This window comes from Paraburkholderia sp. EG286A, from assembly GCF_040965375.1.
Lineage (GTDB): Bacteria > Pseudomonadota > Gammaproteobacteria > Burkholderiales > Burkholderiaceae > Paraburkholderia.
On the sequence record NZ_JBFRCB010000006.1, the window covers coordinates 169,398 to 183,371 of the forward strand.

At 65.5% G+C, this 13,974-nt stretch carries 12 protein-coding genes; 5 read left to right on the forward strand and 7 right to left on the reverse strand.

What is annotated here, in order from left to right:
* Positions 1–107 precede the first annotated feature (107 nt).
* From AB4Y35_RS27690 to AB4Y35_RS27700, 3 genes are all read right to left on the reverse strand, one after another.
* Positions 108–1,208 carry an ABC transporter substrate-binding protein gene (locus AB4Y35_RS27690; protein ID WP_368707216.1) on the reverse strand — a complete coding sequence of 367 codons (1,101 nt, stop codon included), beginning with the start codon at positions 1,206–1,208 and terminating at the stop codon, positions 108–110.
* 279 nt (positions 1,209–1,487) lie between these two features.
* The gene (locus AB4Y35_RS27695) at positions 1,488–3,068 is read right to left on the reverse strand and encodes an aldehyde dehydrogenase (NADP(+)) (protein WP_368706871.1); all 1,581 of its coding nucleotides are present in this window, start codon (positions 3,066–3,068) and stop codon (positions 1,488–1,490) included.
* A 30-nt stretch (positions 3,069–3,098) separates the two neighbouring features.
* A complete protein-coding gene (locus AB4Y35_RS27700; RefSeq protein ID WP_368706872.1) occupies positions 3,099–4,046 on the reverse strand; it encodes a dihydrodipicolinate synthase family protein in 948 nt (315 codons plus the stop codon).
* A 309-nt stretch (positions 4,047–4,355) separates the two neighbouring features.
* On the opposite strand from AB4Y35_RS27700, the gene AB4Y35_RS27705 reads away from it, so the two are divergent.
* The 4 genes from AB4Y35_RS27705 (at position 4,356) to AB4Y35_RS27720 (ending at position 9,551) form a co-directional block, all read left to right on the forward strand.
* A complete protein-coding gene (locus AB4Y35_RS27705; protein WP_368706873.1) occupies positions 4,356–5,105 on the forward strand; it encodes a gluconate 2-dehydrogenase subunit 3 family protein in 750 nt (249 codons plus the stop codon).
* A complete protein-coding gene (locus AB4Y35_RS27710) occupies positions 5,106–6,881 on the forward strand; it encodes a GMC family oxidoreductase (protein WP_368706874.1) in 1,776 nt (591 codons plus the stop codon).
* Between the two features lie 74 nt (positions 6,882–6,955).
* On the forward strand, positions 6,956–8,227 hold the full coding sequence (locus tag AB4Y35_RS27715) for a c-type cytochrome (RefSeq protein ID WP_368707217.1): 1,272 nt from the start codon (positions 6,956–6,958) through the stop codon (positions 8,225–8,227).
* Positions 8,228–8,357: 130 nt separating this feature from the next.
* Complete coding sequence (locus AB4Y35_RS27720) at positions 8,358–9,551, forward strand: porin (RefSeq protein ID WP_368707218.1); 1,194 nt, start codon at positions 8,358–8,360, stop codon at positions 9,549–9,551.
* A gap of 92 nt (positions 9,552–9,643) precedes the next feature.
* Here AB4Y35_RS27720 and AB4Y35_RS27725 read toward each other — a convergent pair whose 3' ends face one another.
* Both AB4Y35_RS27725 and AB4Y35_RS27730 read right to left on the reverse strand, forming a co-directional pair.
* The gene (locus AB4Y35_RS27725; RefSeq protein WP_028207581.1) at positions 9,644–9,862 is read right to left on the reverse strand and encodes a hypothetical protein; all 219 of its coding nucleotides are present in this window, start codon (positions 9,860–9,862) and stop codon (positions 9,644–9,646) included.
* An 87-nt stretch (positions 9,863–9,949) separates the two neighbouring features.
* Entirely contained in the window at positions 9,950–10,756 is an 807-nt protein-coding gene (locus AB4Y35_RS27730) for a helix-turn-helix domain-containing protein (RefSeq protein WP_368692000.1), read from the reverse strand.
* A gap of 116 nt (positions 10,757–10,872) precedes the next feature.
* Here AB4Y35_RS27730 and AB4Y35_RS27735 point away from each other — a divergent pair, with 116 nt between their 5' ends.
* Positions 10,873–11,823, forward strand: coding sequence for a DMT family transporter (locus AB4Y35_RS27735; RefSeq protein ID WP_368706875.1), 951 nt, complete (start codon positions 10,873–10,875; stop codon positions 11,821–11,823).
* Between the two features lie 36 nt (positions 11,824–11,859).
* Here the strand turns inward: AB4Y35_RS27735 and AB4Y35_RS27740 are convergent, their stop codons facing one another.
* Complete coding sequence (locus AB4Y35_RS27740; protein ID WP_368706876.1) at positions 11,860–12,858, reverse strand: fatty acid desaturase; 999 nt, start codon at positions 12,856–12,858, stop codon at positions 11,860–11,862.
* Between the two features lie 41 nt (positions 12,859–12,899).
* Positions 12,900–13,943, reverse strand: a complete 1,044-nt coding sequence (locus AB4Y35_RS27745; RefSeq protein ID WP_368706877.1) for a sugar ABC transporter substrate-binding protein — start codon at positions 13,941–13,943, stop codon at positions 12,900–12,902.
* Positions 13,944–13,974: the final 31 nt, after the last annotated feature.

Here is a 13,974-nt window from a genome sequence, read left to right on the forward strand (position 1 = left end):
CACGTTCCTGACCAACATCATCAACTACGTACGAATGAAACGCGGACGGCGCTCAAACCGAATGGGGTACGCAAGCACCGTCCGTCCATTGCTGATTCTTCCTCTCGTTACTGCGACTTCTGCGAACCGACTTCGCGGTCCCATTTCTGGAACGCCGCGACCATCGCCTGGGCCGAAAGCGGCTGGACATGCGGATAGGCCGCGAGCCACTTCGCGTACTCGGGACGGCCGTACTTCGCGATCACGTCCTGGCTTTCCTTCGGCGCCATCTGCAGCGTGACGTCCTTCACTGCCGGGCCCGGATAGAAGTAGCCGTCGTCATAGGTCATGGCCTGCTGCTGCGGCTCGAGCATGAAGTTCATGAGCTTGAGCAGCACCGCGAGCTTCTCTTTCGAAACGCCCTTCGGCACGACCATGTAATGGGCGTCGTTCACCCACGTCATGTTGTTGAACGCCTGCACCTTGAAGTCGGCCGGCACGATGCCGAGCGCGCGCGGGTTGATGTCCCAGCCCGTCACGGTCACCGTCATGTCGCGCGTGCCTTCGCCCAGCTCCTTCATCACCGCCGAGGTGCCGCCCGGGTAGTACGGCACGCACGAGTTCAGCTCCTTCAGGTACGCCCAGGTCTTGTCCCAGCCGTTGATCGGGTCTTGCGGGTTCTTGTCGCCGAGCAGGTACGGCAGACCCATCAGGAACGTGCGGCCTGGGCCCGAGTTGGCCGGACGCGCATAGATCAGCTTGCCGGGGTTCGCCTTGCACCACGCCAGCAGTTCTTGCGGCGTCTGCGGCGGCTTGGCGACCTTGGCCGGGTTGTATTCGATCAGCGGACCGGCCGGCATATACGACACTTCGAGGCCGTAGCCTTGCGCCAGGTCCTGCATCTTGCGCGGACCCGGCGCGTACTTGTCGAGCACGCCCGGCAGCGCGGCCTGCTGGTCGGGCAGCAGCTTCATCCACAGGTTCTGTTCGATGCCGGCGGCGAGCGCGTCGGTGCCTGTCAGCACGAGATCGATGTCGGCGCGGCCGGCGGCCTGCATGGCCTTGATCTTGCCAGGCAACTGCGGCGCGGGCGCGTTGGTGTAGGTGATATTGGAGACGAGATTCGGGTTTTTCGCCTTGAACGCTTCGAAGGCCTTCTGCGTGAGCTGCAGGTTGCCGGCCACGTCGACTATGTTCAGGGAAACGGGATCGGCCTTTGCCGCGCTCATGCCGAGCGCCGTGGCGGCCGCCACACACACGGCCAGCACGCTGGCCTTCAAGCGTCCATCGAACATCGCATCTCCTCACATCTCTGTTTATGGAATTTGTTCTACGCGACCCGTTGATTCTTGTATTTTCAAAGCCGGACACAGGATGCCGAACCACGCATCAAGTTGTCAAGCAACGTCAGGCTCTTTGTGAGGCTACTGTGAGCCTCTTGTCGGAATCCGCCTGGAGAAAGCGCCTGCAAGGCTTCTGCAGGCGCTTTCCCGACCGCTTTCGCGGGATTACTGCTTCACCAGCTCGCCGTCGCGCAAACGCCACAGCGCGAGCGGATTGTCGTTCTGCAGCGTGACCGGCAGAAGTTCGGCCGGCAGGTCCTGGTAGCAGACCGGACGCAGGAAGCGCTCGATCGCCATCGCGCCCACCGAAGTCGAGCGCGCGTCCGAGGTGGCCGGGAACGGGCCGCCGTGAACCATCGCATACGAGACTTCGACGCCCGTCGGGAAGCCGTTGGCGAGAATGCGGCCGGCCTTGCGCTCGAGAATCGGCAGAAGGCGCGCGGCCATCGCGTAGTCGTCGCGGTCGATGTGCAGCGTCGCCGTGAGCTGGCCTTCGAGGTGCTCCGCCACGCGCGCGAGTTCGGCTTCGTCGCGGCACGCCACGACGACCGAAGTCGGCCCGAAGATCTCGTCCGACAACGCGTGCTGGGCGAGGAACTGCTCGGCGCTCGCCTTGAAGAGGACCGGCAGCGCGTCGCAATGCGCGTCCGTCTTCGTGCCTTCGGCCAGATTCTCGATGCCCGGCAGCTGCTTGCGCGCCGCAACGGCTTCGCCATACGTCGAGGCGATGCCGGCCGTCAGCATGCTTTGCGAGGGCTTCTGCGTGAGCGCGGCGCTCGCCGCCTTGACGAAGCGGTCGAGTTCCGGCGAGTCGATCGCGAGCACGAGGCCCGGGTTCGTGCAGAACTGGCCCACGCCCAGCGTGAGCGAATCGACGAAGCCCTGCGCGAGCGCATCGCCACGTGCGGCCAGCGCCGCGGGCAGCACGAACATCGGGTTGATGCTGCTCATTTCGGCGTAGACCGGAATCGGCTCGGGACGCGCGGCCGCGATGTGCGAAAGCGCGAGACCGCCGCGGCGCGAGCCCGTGAAGCCCACGGCCTTGATGGCTGGGTGCGCCACGAGCGTTTCGCCCGCTTCGTTGCCGCCGCCGAAGACGAGCGAGAACACGCCTTCGGGCAGGCCGACGTCAGCCACGGCCTGCTGGATCGCGCGGCCCACGAGTTCCGAGGTGCCCGGATGCGCGAGGTGCGCCTTCACGACGACCGGGCAGCCGGCAGCCAGCGCCGAAGCCGTGTCGCCGCCCGCCACCGAAAACGCCAGCGGGAAGTTGCTCGCGCCGAACACGGCCACCGGGCCAAGCGGGATGCGATGCGCGCGCAGGTCCGAGCGCGGCAGCGGCTTGCGCTCGGGCAACGCCGAGTCGAGCACGGCGCCGCACCAGCGGCCGTCGCGCACGAGCGACGCGAAAAGACGCAGTTGCCCGACCGTGCGGCCACGCTCGCCTTCGAGGCGCGCCTTGGGCAGCGCCGATTCGAGATGCGCGCGCTCGATCAGCGCGTCGCCGATGCCGAGAATGCGTTCGGCGATCGCTTCGAGCAGGCGCGCACGCGTTTCGTGCGGCGCGGCGCGGAAGGCATCGAACGCCTGCGCCGCGAGTTCGCAGGCGCGCGCGACTTCGGCCTTGCCGCCGAGGCCGAACGACGGCTCGATCTCCTTGCCGAGCGCGGGCGCGAAGGCGCGCATCTCGCCCGCCGCGCCGCGCACCGCTTGCGCGCCGAGCAGCATGGCTCCAGTAATCTGCATGTTCGCTCCGTTCAATTGCTATCTGCAGGTTCAGGCGTTGGCGGTCTGGGCCGAGGCGGCCAGCTTCTGCTCGAATGCGAGCAGCGCCTTGGCCGCGTCGCCGATCGCCGGCAGCGCCTCAGCGGGCGACTGCGAGAGCAGCGGCAGGATCGGGCCCATGTCCGCGATGCCCGAGAGCGTCACGGCGTCATGCAGCACACGGATCAGCGAGATGTTGTCGCGCAGCGTTTCGAGCGGCATGAAGGCATCGTAGAGGCGTTGCGCTTCTTCCGCACGGCCTTCCTTCGCGGCCTTCAGGAGCGCCATGATGGCGTTCGCGGCGATACAGCCCGAGCCCGTGGTCCAGGCAGCCAGACCGAAGTCGCGCACGTGGACCAGCGCCGGACGTTCGCCCATGCCCGAGACGACCTTCGAGGCCGGCACGCTTTCCAGCAGGCGGCGCAGGTACGGATCGTTCGCCGGGTCCTTGCGCACGATGGCGTACTTGACCGCAATGAGCGTGCCGCGGTCGATCAGGCGCACGAGCGTGTCGACGTCGACATAGTCTTCGCTCTTGATATAGAGCGTGAGCGGAATGCCGGCGGTGTCGACGATGCGCGCGAGGCCGGCTTCGACGCCTGCGGGCGTGGTGAAGCCGGAAAGCGGCAGCACCATGGCCGTCTTGTACTGCGTTTGCGCGAGGATGCGCGCCTGGTCGAGCATCTTGCCGTAGTCGGGACCGATGGCCGGAATCACGCGCGTTTCGGGCGCGGTCAGGTCGGCGAGCATGTCAAGCAACTCACGGAATTCGCTCACGGCGACGTGGTACAGGTTCGCATTGCCGCCGTACAGCAGCGTGCGGATACCGCCCGCTTCCATATGGCGGATCAGCTTGCGGTTCTGTTCGACGTCGAGGGAGAAGTCGGGGCGGCGTGCGAGCGGCGGCACTGCCATCACAGTCGAGGCGAATTCGCTCTCGACAATCGGGGACACGTTCATGAGGCCTCGTGCTTGGGATGGAGGGTTGTCAATACCGGCAACAGTAGCATCGGCTCGCCGTAGTTGTCAAACAACTTGTTGCATTTGTTAGGGTTTGTTCGGGGGATACGACAACCGGGGTTCGCCCGCCCTTGCGCGCCCGGTACCGGCCCCGTAAAGGAATATTGTAAAATCGCGCTCCAATCGTGGAACCGGTTCCATTTACCATCTCCGTTCCGTGCCGCTGCGGCGGATGTCACGCGCAGCGCACAGGATGGCTACGCGGACACGGCCGAACCACACCGCGCCGAACTCATACAGAATCCCACAATGTCTGAATCTCCTCTCACGACACGCCGCGGTTTCCTGCGCACGGCAGCGGTGCTCGTGCCCACCGGCGCGCTGGCGGGCTGCGAGGGCGGCAAGCAGCCGTCGAGCGAAACCACCGCGGCCGGCAGCGCCGCCTCTGCGCCCAACGCCAGGCCAGAAGCCGCGCAGGCCGTCGCCTACAAGCCGCGCTTCTTCGACGCGCGCGAGTGGGCCTTCGTCGAAGCCGCCACCGACCGCCTGATTCCCGCCGACTCCGAAGGCCCCGGCGCGCTGGAAGCCGGCGTGCCCGAATTCATCGACCGGCAGATGGACACGCCCTACGCGCACGGCGCGCTCTGGTACATGCAGGGGCCGTTCCAGCAGGGCGTGCCCGAACTCGGCTATCAGTTGAAGCTCGTGCCGCGCGACATCTACCGCCTCGGCATCCAGGCCGTGAACGCGTACTGCACGAAAGCCTACGGCAAGGACTTCGACGCGCTCGATGCCAGCACGCGCGACAGCGTGCTCGCCGCACTCGAGGCGGGCAAGGTCGAACTGGACGGCGTGCCGGCCTCCGTGTTCTTCGGCCAGTTGCTGCAGAACACGCGCGAAGGCTACTTCTGCGACCCGATCCACGGCGGCAACCGCAACATGGCCGCGTGGAAGATGATCGGCTTCCCCGGCGCCCGCGCCGACTTCATGGATTTCGTGAACCAGAACGGCAAGCCCTACCCGTACGGCCCGGTCTCGATCAACGGAGAGCGTACGTAAATGGCGATCAAGAAACCTCACGTCGATGCCGTCGTGGTCGGCTTCGGCTGGACCGGTGCGATCCTCTCGAAGGAACTGACCGAAGCGGGCCTGAAGGTGGTCGCGCTCGAGCGCGGCGAGTATCGCGACACCTACCCGGACGGCGCGTACCCCAACACCATCGACGAGCTCACGTACAACATCCGCAAGAAGCTCTTTCTCGATCTTTCGAAGACCACGGTTTCGATCCGCCACGGCGTGAACGACACGGCCCTGCCCTACCGCCAGCTCGCCGCGTTTCTGCCCGGCGAAGGCGTGGGCGGCGCGGGCCTGCACTGGTCGGGCGTGCATTTCCGCATCACGCCCGAAGAGCTGCGCCTGAAGAGCCACTACGAAGAGCGTTACGGCAAGAAGTTCATCCCCGCAGGCATGACGATCCAGGACTACGGCGTCACCTACGACGAACTGGAGCCGCACTTCGACTTCGCGGAGAAGGTGTTCGGCACTTCGGGCCAGGCGTACAAGGTGAAGGGCAACGTTGTCGGCGACGGCAATGTGTTCGAAGCCGCGCGCAGCGACAATTTCCCGTTGCCCGCGCAACTGAATACGTATTCGGCGCAGCGCTTCTTCGACGCGTCGAAGTCTCTCGGCCTGCATCCCTACCGCCTGCCTTCGGCGAACACGTCGGGGCCGTACACGAACCCCTACGGCGTGCAGATGGGTCCGTGCAACTTCTGCGGCTTCTGCAGCGGCTACGCGTGCTACATGTACTCGAAGGCTTCGCCGAACCTCAACATCCTGCCCGCGCTCAAGCAGGAAAAGCACTTCGAACTGCGCTCGAAATGCCACGTGCTGCGCGTCGAACTCGACGACACCAAAAAGCGCGCCACGGGCGTGACGTATATCGATCCGGCAGGCCAGGAAGTGTTCCAGCCTGCCGACCTCGTGATCGTCTCGGCGTTCCAGTATCACAACGTGCACCTGCTGCTGCTCTCGGGCATCGGCAAGCCCTATGACCCGGTGTCGGGCGAGGGCGTGGTGGGCCGCAACTTCGCGTATCAGAACCTCTCGACCATCACGGCGTTCTTCGACAAGGACACGTGGACGAACCCGTTCATCGGCGCGGGCGGCAACGGCGTGGCCGTGGATGACTTCAACGCCGACAACTTCGACCACGGGCCGCTCGGCTTCGTGGGCGGCTCGCCGCTCTGGGTGAACCAGGCGGGGGTGAAGCCGATCAGCGGCATCGCCACGCCCGCGGGCACGCCGAACTGGGGCGCCGGCTGGAAGAAGGCCGTGAAGGACCACTACGCGCACACCATTTCGATGGACGCGCACGGTTCCAACATGTCGTACCGCGACGTGTACCTCGACCTCGATCCGACCTATCGCGACTCGTACGGCCAGCCGCTCCTGCGCATGACCTTCGACTGGAAGGACAACGACATCAAGATGGCGCAGTACGTGACGGGCCAGATGCAGAAGATCGCCGAGGCGATGGGCCCGAAGGCCATCAACGTCTACACGCGCGAATTCGGCGCGCACTTCGACTCGCGCCGCTACCAGACCACTCACCTCGTGGGCGGGGCCGTGATGGGCACCGACCCGAACACCAGCGTCATCAACCGCTATCTGCAGAGCTGGGATGTGCCCAACGTGTTCGTGATGGGTGCCTCCGCGTTCCCGCAGGGGATCGGCTACAACCCGACCGGCCTCGTCGCCGCCCTCGCCTACTGGAGCGCGAAAGCCATTCGCAACCAGTATCTGAAGAACCCCGGTCCCCTGGTGAGCGTGTGAAGAGCCGCATGAAGAAGAACATTTTTTCCATCGGCGCTAACGTTGCACGTGCAACCTTCGCGTGCGCGGCTTTCATGGCATTTTCGGCGCATGCGGCCGGGCAACCGAGTGCCGCGCTCGTCGCGCATGGCGAATACCTCGCGCGCGCCGGCGACTGCATTGCCTGCCATACCACGCAGGGCGGCAAGCCCTTCGCGGGCGGGCTGAAGTTCGACACGCCGATCGGCGCGATCTACTCGACCAACATCACGCCCGACGCGAATACGGGCATCGGCAAGTGGAGCTATGACGACTTCGCCAAGGCGGTGCGCCAGGGCGTGCGGCCGAATGGCGAAACGCTTTACCCGGCGATGCCCTACCCCTCGTACGCACGCCTCTCTAACGACGACATGAAGGCGCTCTACGCGTACTTCATGCACGGCATCGGGCCCGTGCCGGCGCAGAACCGCGCCGTGGACATTCCCTGGCCGCTCTCGATGCGCTGGCCGCTCGGCGCCTGGCGCGTGCTGTTCGCACCGAAGGTGCAGGCGTTCGACGGCTCGCATTACAACGATGCAATCGTCGCGCGCGGCGCGTATCTCGTGCAGGGCCTCGGCCACTGCGGCGCGTGCCACACGCCGCGCGCACGCACGATGCAGGAACTCGCGCTCACCGACCTCGAAGGCGACGACTTCCTCGCGGGCGGCGGCCCGATCGACGGCTGGGTGCCCTCCAGCCTGCGCGGCAACCCGCGCACGGGCCTGGGCAACTGGAGCGAGGACGACATCGTGCAGTTCCTCAAGTCGGGACGCAATCTGCATACCGCCGCCTTCGGCGGTATGACCGACGTGGTTCAGCACAGCATGCAGCACATGAATGACGCGGACCTGCTCGCCATCGCGCGCTACCTCAAGACGCTGCCCTCCAGCGACCCGAAGGAAACCGCGTACGCCTACGATCCCGCCGCCGCGCACAAATTGCAAAACGGCGATGCGAGCGCACGCGGCGCAGCAGTCTATCGCGACAACTGCATGGCCTGCCACCGCAGCGACGGACGCGGTTATACGCGTGTATTCCCGGCACTCGGCGGCAACCCGGTCGTGCAGGGCAAGGACCCCACTTCGCTGATTCACGTGCTGCTCGCAGGCAGCGCGCTCGAAGGCACGCAATCCGCGCCCTCGTCGTTCACGATGCCGCCGTTCGGCTGGCGTCTGTCCGACCAGGAAGTGGCCGACGTGTCCACCTTCGTGCGTGCGAGCTGGGGCAACACTGGCGCGCCAGTGAGCGCCGCAGACGTCGCGAAGGTCCGCAAAACCCTGACCGTGAGCGCGCCGGCGCTGCCGCCCGGCGCAACGCTCAAGCGCTGACGCGCCCCGCGCCGCCCTTTTCCCTTCCCCGCGTTTCACGCCTGCCGTCTCGTTCGCGAGGCCGCGGGCGCGTGCGCGCATAACCAGAAATCGCTCACGAGGCGATCTTTAGACGTTGAAACAACAAATGATGAGAAAACACCTGCTCGCCGCACCAGTCCTGTTCTCGCTCGCCGGCATCGCCTCGGCGCAGGGCTCGGTCACGCTGTATGGCATCGCCGACGCCGGCATCACTTATCGCAGCAACGAGCGCACCGGCACTACCGGCGCCTACACGGGCCACTCGAACGCGGGCCTCTCCACCGGCAACCTTTCCGGCAGCCGCTGGGGCATCAAGGGCAAGGAAGATCTGGGCAACGGGCTCGCGGCCATCTTCCTGCTCGAGGACGGCTTCGACATCACGAACGGCACCTCGGGCCAGAGCGGGCGCCTGTTCGGCCGCCAGGCCTTCGTGGGGCTCTCGGACCAGCGTTACGGCTCGCTCACCATGGGCCGCCAGTACACCTCGCTCGACGACTTCGTCGGGCCGGTCGCGCCCGTGAACTTCATCGGCGGCTTCGGCGCGCATCCGGGCGACATCGACGACCTCGACCAGACCACGCGCGTGGACAACTCGATCAAGTACACGAGCGCGAACTACGCGGGCTTCACGTTCGGCGCGCTGTACGGTTTCGGCGGCCAGGCGGGCAGCATGAAGCGCAAGAACACCTGGAGCGTGGGCGCGGGCTATGCGAACGGCCCGCTGCGCATGGGCGTGGGGTATGAGCGCTCGGACAACAGCAAGACCGGCCTCGACGATCCCACCTACGGCAAGTGGCAAGGCACGTACGACGGCACGTTCAATTCGTCGATCAACGAAGGCTATGCGAGCGCGCAATCGCAGCAGGTGGTGGCCGCGGGCGCGACGTGGGACTTCGGTCCCGCAGTGGTCGGCGTGAACTACAGCAACGTGCAATATCGCTCGGGCGCGAATTCGCTGTTCTCGGGCAATGCGATCTTCAATATCGCGGGCATCTTCACGCAGTGGAACGTCCAGCCGCGCACGCATCTGTTCGCGGGCTACAGCTATACGCGCGGCAGCGCCGTGGAAGGCGTGGATCAAGATGCGCAGTACCACAACGTTTCAGTGGGTGCGACCTACGATCTCTCGACGCGCTCGACGGTGTACCTGCTCGCGGGCTACCAGCATGCATCGGGCATGACGCTCGACGCCGCCGGCAATCCGGTCGCGGCAACCGCTTCGGTGTCCGACAAGGGCAACGGCCACTCGTCGGCCACGCAGTCGCAAGCCATCGTGAGCGTGGGCTTGCGTCAGAAGTTCTAGGCAAGGCAAACACCTGATTCGTTGCTTACACAACGAAATCGCGGGTGCTCACGCCATGAGCACCCGCTTGCTTTATTCAGCCGCGCCGCCGCTCAGTGCAGCACCTCGGGCCGGTCCAGCAGACCGTAAAACTCGTCGATCGTCACGGTCGGTGCGAACTGCGAGAGTGTGGCGACGATGACGTCGTCGGTAATCGCCGATCCTGCCGCCGATTCGAGCTGAACCCCGGCCGCGGCGGCCTGGCTCTCGGCCAGCTCGAGGGCGATCGACAGGATGAAGCGTGCGTCGGTTTGGGTGAGTAGGGCTTTCATGCCTGCTCTAACGGCGCGCGCACGGGGAATCTTTAGGGTTTTGTGGGGTTTCGTGAGGGTTGGTAAGCGTTGCGCGCAGCCCTATGCTCAACGCGTACGCGCCACGAACTGTCCGGGACTCGTGCCCGTCAATCGTCGGAACATTGCGATGAACGCCGACGAGGTGGCGTACCCCAGATCCAGCGCCACGGCCTCGACGCTGCGCCCCGCATGCAGCATCGGCAGCGCATTGACGAGGCGGATGCGCTGGCGCCATTCCGTCAACGACATGCCCAGCTCGTTTTGCGCGCGGCGCATGAGGGTGCGCTCGCTCATGTGAAATGCATCGGCAAGCTCTGCAAGCGAGCGATTGTCGGCGGGATTCTGGCGCAGCACCTGGAGGATCGCGTTGAGATCGGCGTCTTCGGTATGCGGCACGAAGCTGCCCGTGGTCGCGCAGGTCGACAGCTGATCCACGAGCACGCGCAACAGACGCGCGCGCTGCGCCTCGCCCTCCTCCTGGGCCGGCGTCACGCGCAGATGCTCGAGGATCGCGCGCACGAGCGGCGACACCATCACCGCGCAGCTCGTCGCCGGCATGCGCGTGCACAGGTCGCGGCTGATGTAGACCGAGCAATGCACGGTCTCCTGCTCGTTGAAGCCCACGTGCTCGGTGCCCGGCGCGATCCAGAGCCCGAGATGCGGCGGCGTGATGTAGTGCTCGTCCCCCGCCTTCACTTCGGTCGTGCCGCTGAACGCGTAGACGAACTCGCCCCACGGGTGGCACATCTGCGGATAGGTGGCGTGCGAAGGCATGTGCTCCATGCGGAAAAACACCGGCGTGGGCAGCACGTCGGTGAAGGGCGGCAGGCGCAGATAGCGCGCCGGGCGAGCACGGACAGGTGTTTTGGGCATGGCGGTCTGGGGCTATCGATTGTCAGTTTTGCGCTATATGCGCGCATCCCGTCGCATCAATACTACGCCCACTGCCACCAAACTTCAGCCGAATCCTTCAAATCAGTGAGCCCGCAATGAGAAAGCAAGTCGACGCAACGGCCGTGGCCATCATGGTGGCGCTCTGCCTCGCATGGGGTCTGCAACAGGTCGCGATCAAGGCGGTGGCCGGGGACATCCCGCCCATGCTGCAGATCGGGCTGCGTTCGGGCGTGGCGGCGGCACTCGTGTGGCTCTTCAACCGGCTCGTTTCGCGCGAGCGCTGGCTGCCGGGCGTTGCGCGCGGCGCGGGGCTCGTCACGGGCGGCCTGTTCGCGCTCGAATTCGTGTTCGTCGCCATGGGCCTGCGCTGGACCAACGCCTCGCACATGGCCGTGTTTCTCTATACCGCGCCGATGTTCGCGGCCATCGGGCTGCATCTGCGCCTGCCCGACGAACGCCTCGCGCGGCTGCAATGGGGCGGCATTGCGATCGCCTTCACGGGCATCGCCATCACGTTCCTCGGCCCCGCGCTGCTGGGCGCCGACATACCGGGCTCGCCGTTGTGGCTGCTCGGCGACTTCATGGGCCTTTGCGCGGGCGCGGCGTGGGGGCTCACCACCGTTGTCGTGCGGACGAGCCGCCTGAGCGAGGCGCCCGCCACGCAAACGCTCTTTTACCAACTGGCGGGCGCTTTCGTCGTGCTGGTGCCGTTCGCGTTCCTGACCGGCCAGGCGCACTTTCACGGCACGCCGCTCGCGCTGGCCTCCCTCGCATTCCAGACCCTGCTTGTTTCGTTCGTGAGCTATCTCGTGTGGTTCTGGTTGCTGCGCCGCTATCTGGCCGCGCGCCTCGGCATCCTGTCATTCATGACGCCGCTGTTCGGCGTGGCGTTCGGCGTCGCGCTGCTGCACGAGCGCGTGGAGCCCGCGTTCCTGATTGGCTCGGCGCTCGTGTTGCTCGGCCTGCTGGTAGTGAACGCACAAAGCTGGGTCCGCCAGGCGTTCGGCCGCCGCGCCGCCAACGCGAACGGCGCTCGGGTTTCCTGATTCGATCTCCCTCCGCGTGTTTGCGGTCCTGCGCGGCTAGGCCACTGCATCGCCGCGCTTGCCCACTGGCAGTTCGCGCACGACCACATACTCGGGATCGTGCTGCTGGCGCGCGAAAATCGCAAGAATCTCGCGCCACGCTGGCCACAGTCCCGCATACGGCTTCGGCATCTGCGGGGCCACCGCATCATGGAAAGCGGGCAGCGCATGAAACGGCACGCTCGGAAACATGTGATGCTCGATGTGATAGTTCATGTTCCAGTAGAGAAAGCGCACCACGGGATTGAGCATCACCGTGCGGCTCGACACGCGGTGATCGAGCACATTCTCCTTGAGCCCCGTGTGCTGCGTGAGCGCGCAGAGTTCGTGCAGCCAGGTGCCATAGGCGCGCGAGACGAACAGGAACAGGATCGGCAGCCAGCTATGCGCGACGATCGCCCAGGCGAACACGGCCACGTAGCACGCGAGCAGCACGCGTGAATTCGCACACATCTTGCGGTACTCGGCCTCCGGCACCACCTCCTTCGCGCCGTTCGTGACGATGCCGAAACTGTGCAGCATGATCGCGCCAAGAAACTGGATGCCATGCGAAATGCGCAAGAAGTCTGTCACGAGCTTCACGTAGCTGAGCGGCCGCTTGAACGCCAGTTCGGGATCCTTATATGGCTCGGCGGTCAGATGCGTGAAGGTGTGGTGCCGCGCATGCAGCCAGCGGCTGTACACCTGCTCGCGCCACGACATGAAGCAGATGATCCAGTAAGCGGCTTCGTTCATCCAGCGCGTCTTGAACGCGGTCCCGTGCCCGAGTTCGTGCGCCGCGGCCTCGCTGAACGCGAACACCGTGCCGTACAGCAAGAAGGCGGGAATCGCCCACGCCGTGCCGAGCGAGTGCCACGCGAGCACGCCGGTCGCCGCGACGAGCGCGAGGAAACCGCCCACCTGAAGCAGCCCGCGCGCGTTGGTGCGAGTGGAGAACGCCTTGAGGCGCTTGCGGTCGATTTCGACCCGGTACCACGCATTCATGTCGATGTTCATTGGCCGTGCTCCGCGCGAGAGGGTCTCTTCCATGCCTGCCTTCACCGGTACGAACCCGCGTACTTCTGCACGGGCGCGAGGTTGTCGCGCGTGACGAAGCTCGGGCCGGAACTCACCGTCGAACCGGTATAAACGGGCTTGAGGTCGTACTTCGCGAGACGCGCCGCGACTTTCCTGTCGTCCTTGAGCGCGGCGACGATATGGGCCGCGTCATGGGTCTTGTCGCGCACCGCGATCGCCATGGCCGCCACCGAGAGGTAGCCCTGAAGATAGGGCTGCTGATCAATGGCGAACTGGATCTGACCGGCCTGAATCGCCTTGAGGATGTCCGGCGAAAGATCGAACGTCGCGACATAGAGCTTGCCGGCCTTGCCCGCGTCGTTCACGCCGCGCAGCACGCCCATGGCCTGATCGGGGCCGAGCGCGAGAATCGCCTGGGTGTTGGGATGCGAACGCAGAAAGGCAGCCACCTTGCTTTCGATGACGGTCGGATCTTCGCCGCTATCCAACGTGGACTTCTTGTAGTCGGCGCCGATGGCGTCGGCAAAGCCCTTGCAGCGGTCCCACAGCGCCTGGATGTCCGCGCCGTGATTCACGCAGAGAAAGTCGTGAATGCCGGCCGCTTTCGCGCGCTCGCCCGCAGCCTTGCCGGCTTCGTATTCGGGCTGACCGATGTGCAGGATCGCGCCGAGCTTCATGCCCGCCTCCGGGCCGCCGTTGATCGTGATGAGCGGAATGTGCTTGGCTTTCACGCCTGCCAGCCCCGTCTGGATCATCTCCAGATTCGGCACGGTGGTGATGACGCCCGCGTAATTGCGCGCCGAGGCCTGCTCGAGAATGCGCACCATGTCGCCGGTGTCGCCCGTGGGCGGATTGCGGTAATCGACGGGCACGCCGAAATCTTCGCTCGCATCGCGCATGCCGTTTTTCACGGTATTCCACCACACGTTCGAATCCGAGCCGTGACTCACCATCACGAAGCGCTCTTCGGCGCGCGCCGTATGCGCCATGAATCCGCTTCCGAGCGCCACTGCCGCGAGCGCGGCCGCGCACACGCGGCCCACGCGAAATCTCGTCATGTTCATGGGGATGTCTCCAGTTTTGTAGTGTCGATGC

Excerpts from the sequence above, each read along its gene's own strand:
- AB4Y35_RS27735 (WP_368706875.1), top strand. The coding sequence starts at position 10,873 with ATGAGAAAGCAAGTCGACGCAACGGCCGTGGCCATCATGGTGGCGCTC.
- AB4Y35_RS27740 (WP_368706876.1), bottom strand. The coding sequence starts at position 12,858 with ATGAACATCGACATGAATGCGTGGTACCGGGTCGAAATCGACCGCAAG.
- AB4Y35_RS27745 (WP_368706877.1), bottom strand. The coding sequence starts at position 13,943 with ATGAACATGACGAGATTTCGCGTGGGCCGCGTGTGCGCGGCCGCGCTC.
- AB4Y35_RS27695 (WP_368706871.1), bottom strand. The coding sequence starts at position 3,068 with ATGCAGATTACTGGAGCCATGCTGCTCGGCGCGCAAGCGGTGCGCGGC.
- AB4Y35_RS27715 (WP_368707217.1), top strand. The coding sequence starts at position 6,956 with ATGGCATTTTCGGCGCATGCGGCCGGGCAACCGAGTGCCGCGCTCGTC.
- AB4Y35_RS27720 (WP_368707218.1), top strand. The coding sequence starts at position 8,358 with ATGAGAAAACACCTGCTCGCCGCACCAGTCCTGTTCTCGCTCGCCGGC.
- AB4Y35_RS27730 (WP_368692000.1), bottom strand. The coding sequence starts at position 10,756 with ATGCCCAAAACACCTGTCCGTGCTCGCCCGGCGCGCTATCTGCGCCTG.
- AB4Y35_RS27725 (WP_028207581.1), bottom strand. The coding sequence starts at position 9,862 with ATGAAAGCCCTACTCACCCAAACCGACGCACGCTTCATCCTGTCGATC.
- AB4Y35_RS27700 (WP_368706872.1), bottom strand. The coding sequence starts at position 4,046 with ATGAACGTGTCCCCGATTGTCGAGAGCGAATTCGCCTCGACTGTGATG.
- AB4Y35_RS27710 (WP_368706874.1), top strand. The coding sequence starts at position 5,106 with ATGGCGATCAAGAAACCTCACGTCGATGCCGTCGTGGTCGGCTTCGGC.
- AB4Y35_RS27690 (WP_368707216.1), bottom strand. The coding sequence starts at position 1,208 with ATGAGCGCGGCAAAGGCCGATCCCGTTTCCCTGAACATAGTCGACGTG.
- AB4Y35_RS27705 (WP_368706873.1), top strand. The coding sequence starts at position 4,356 with ATGTCTGAATCTCCTCTCACGACACGCCGCGGTTTCCTGCGCACGGCA.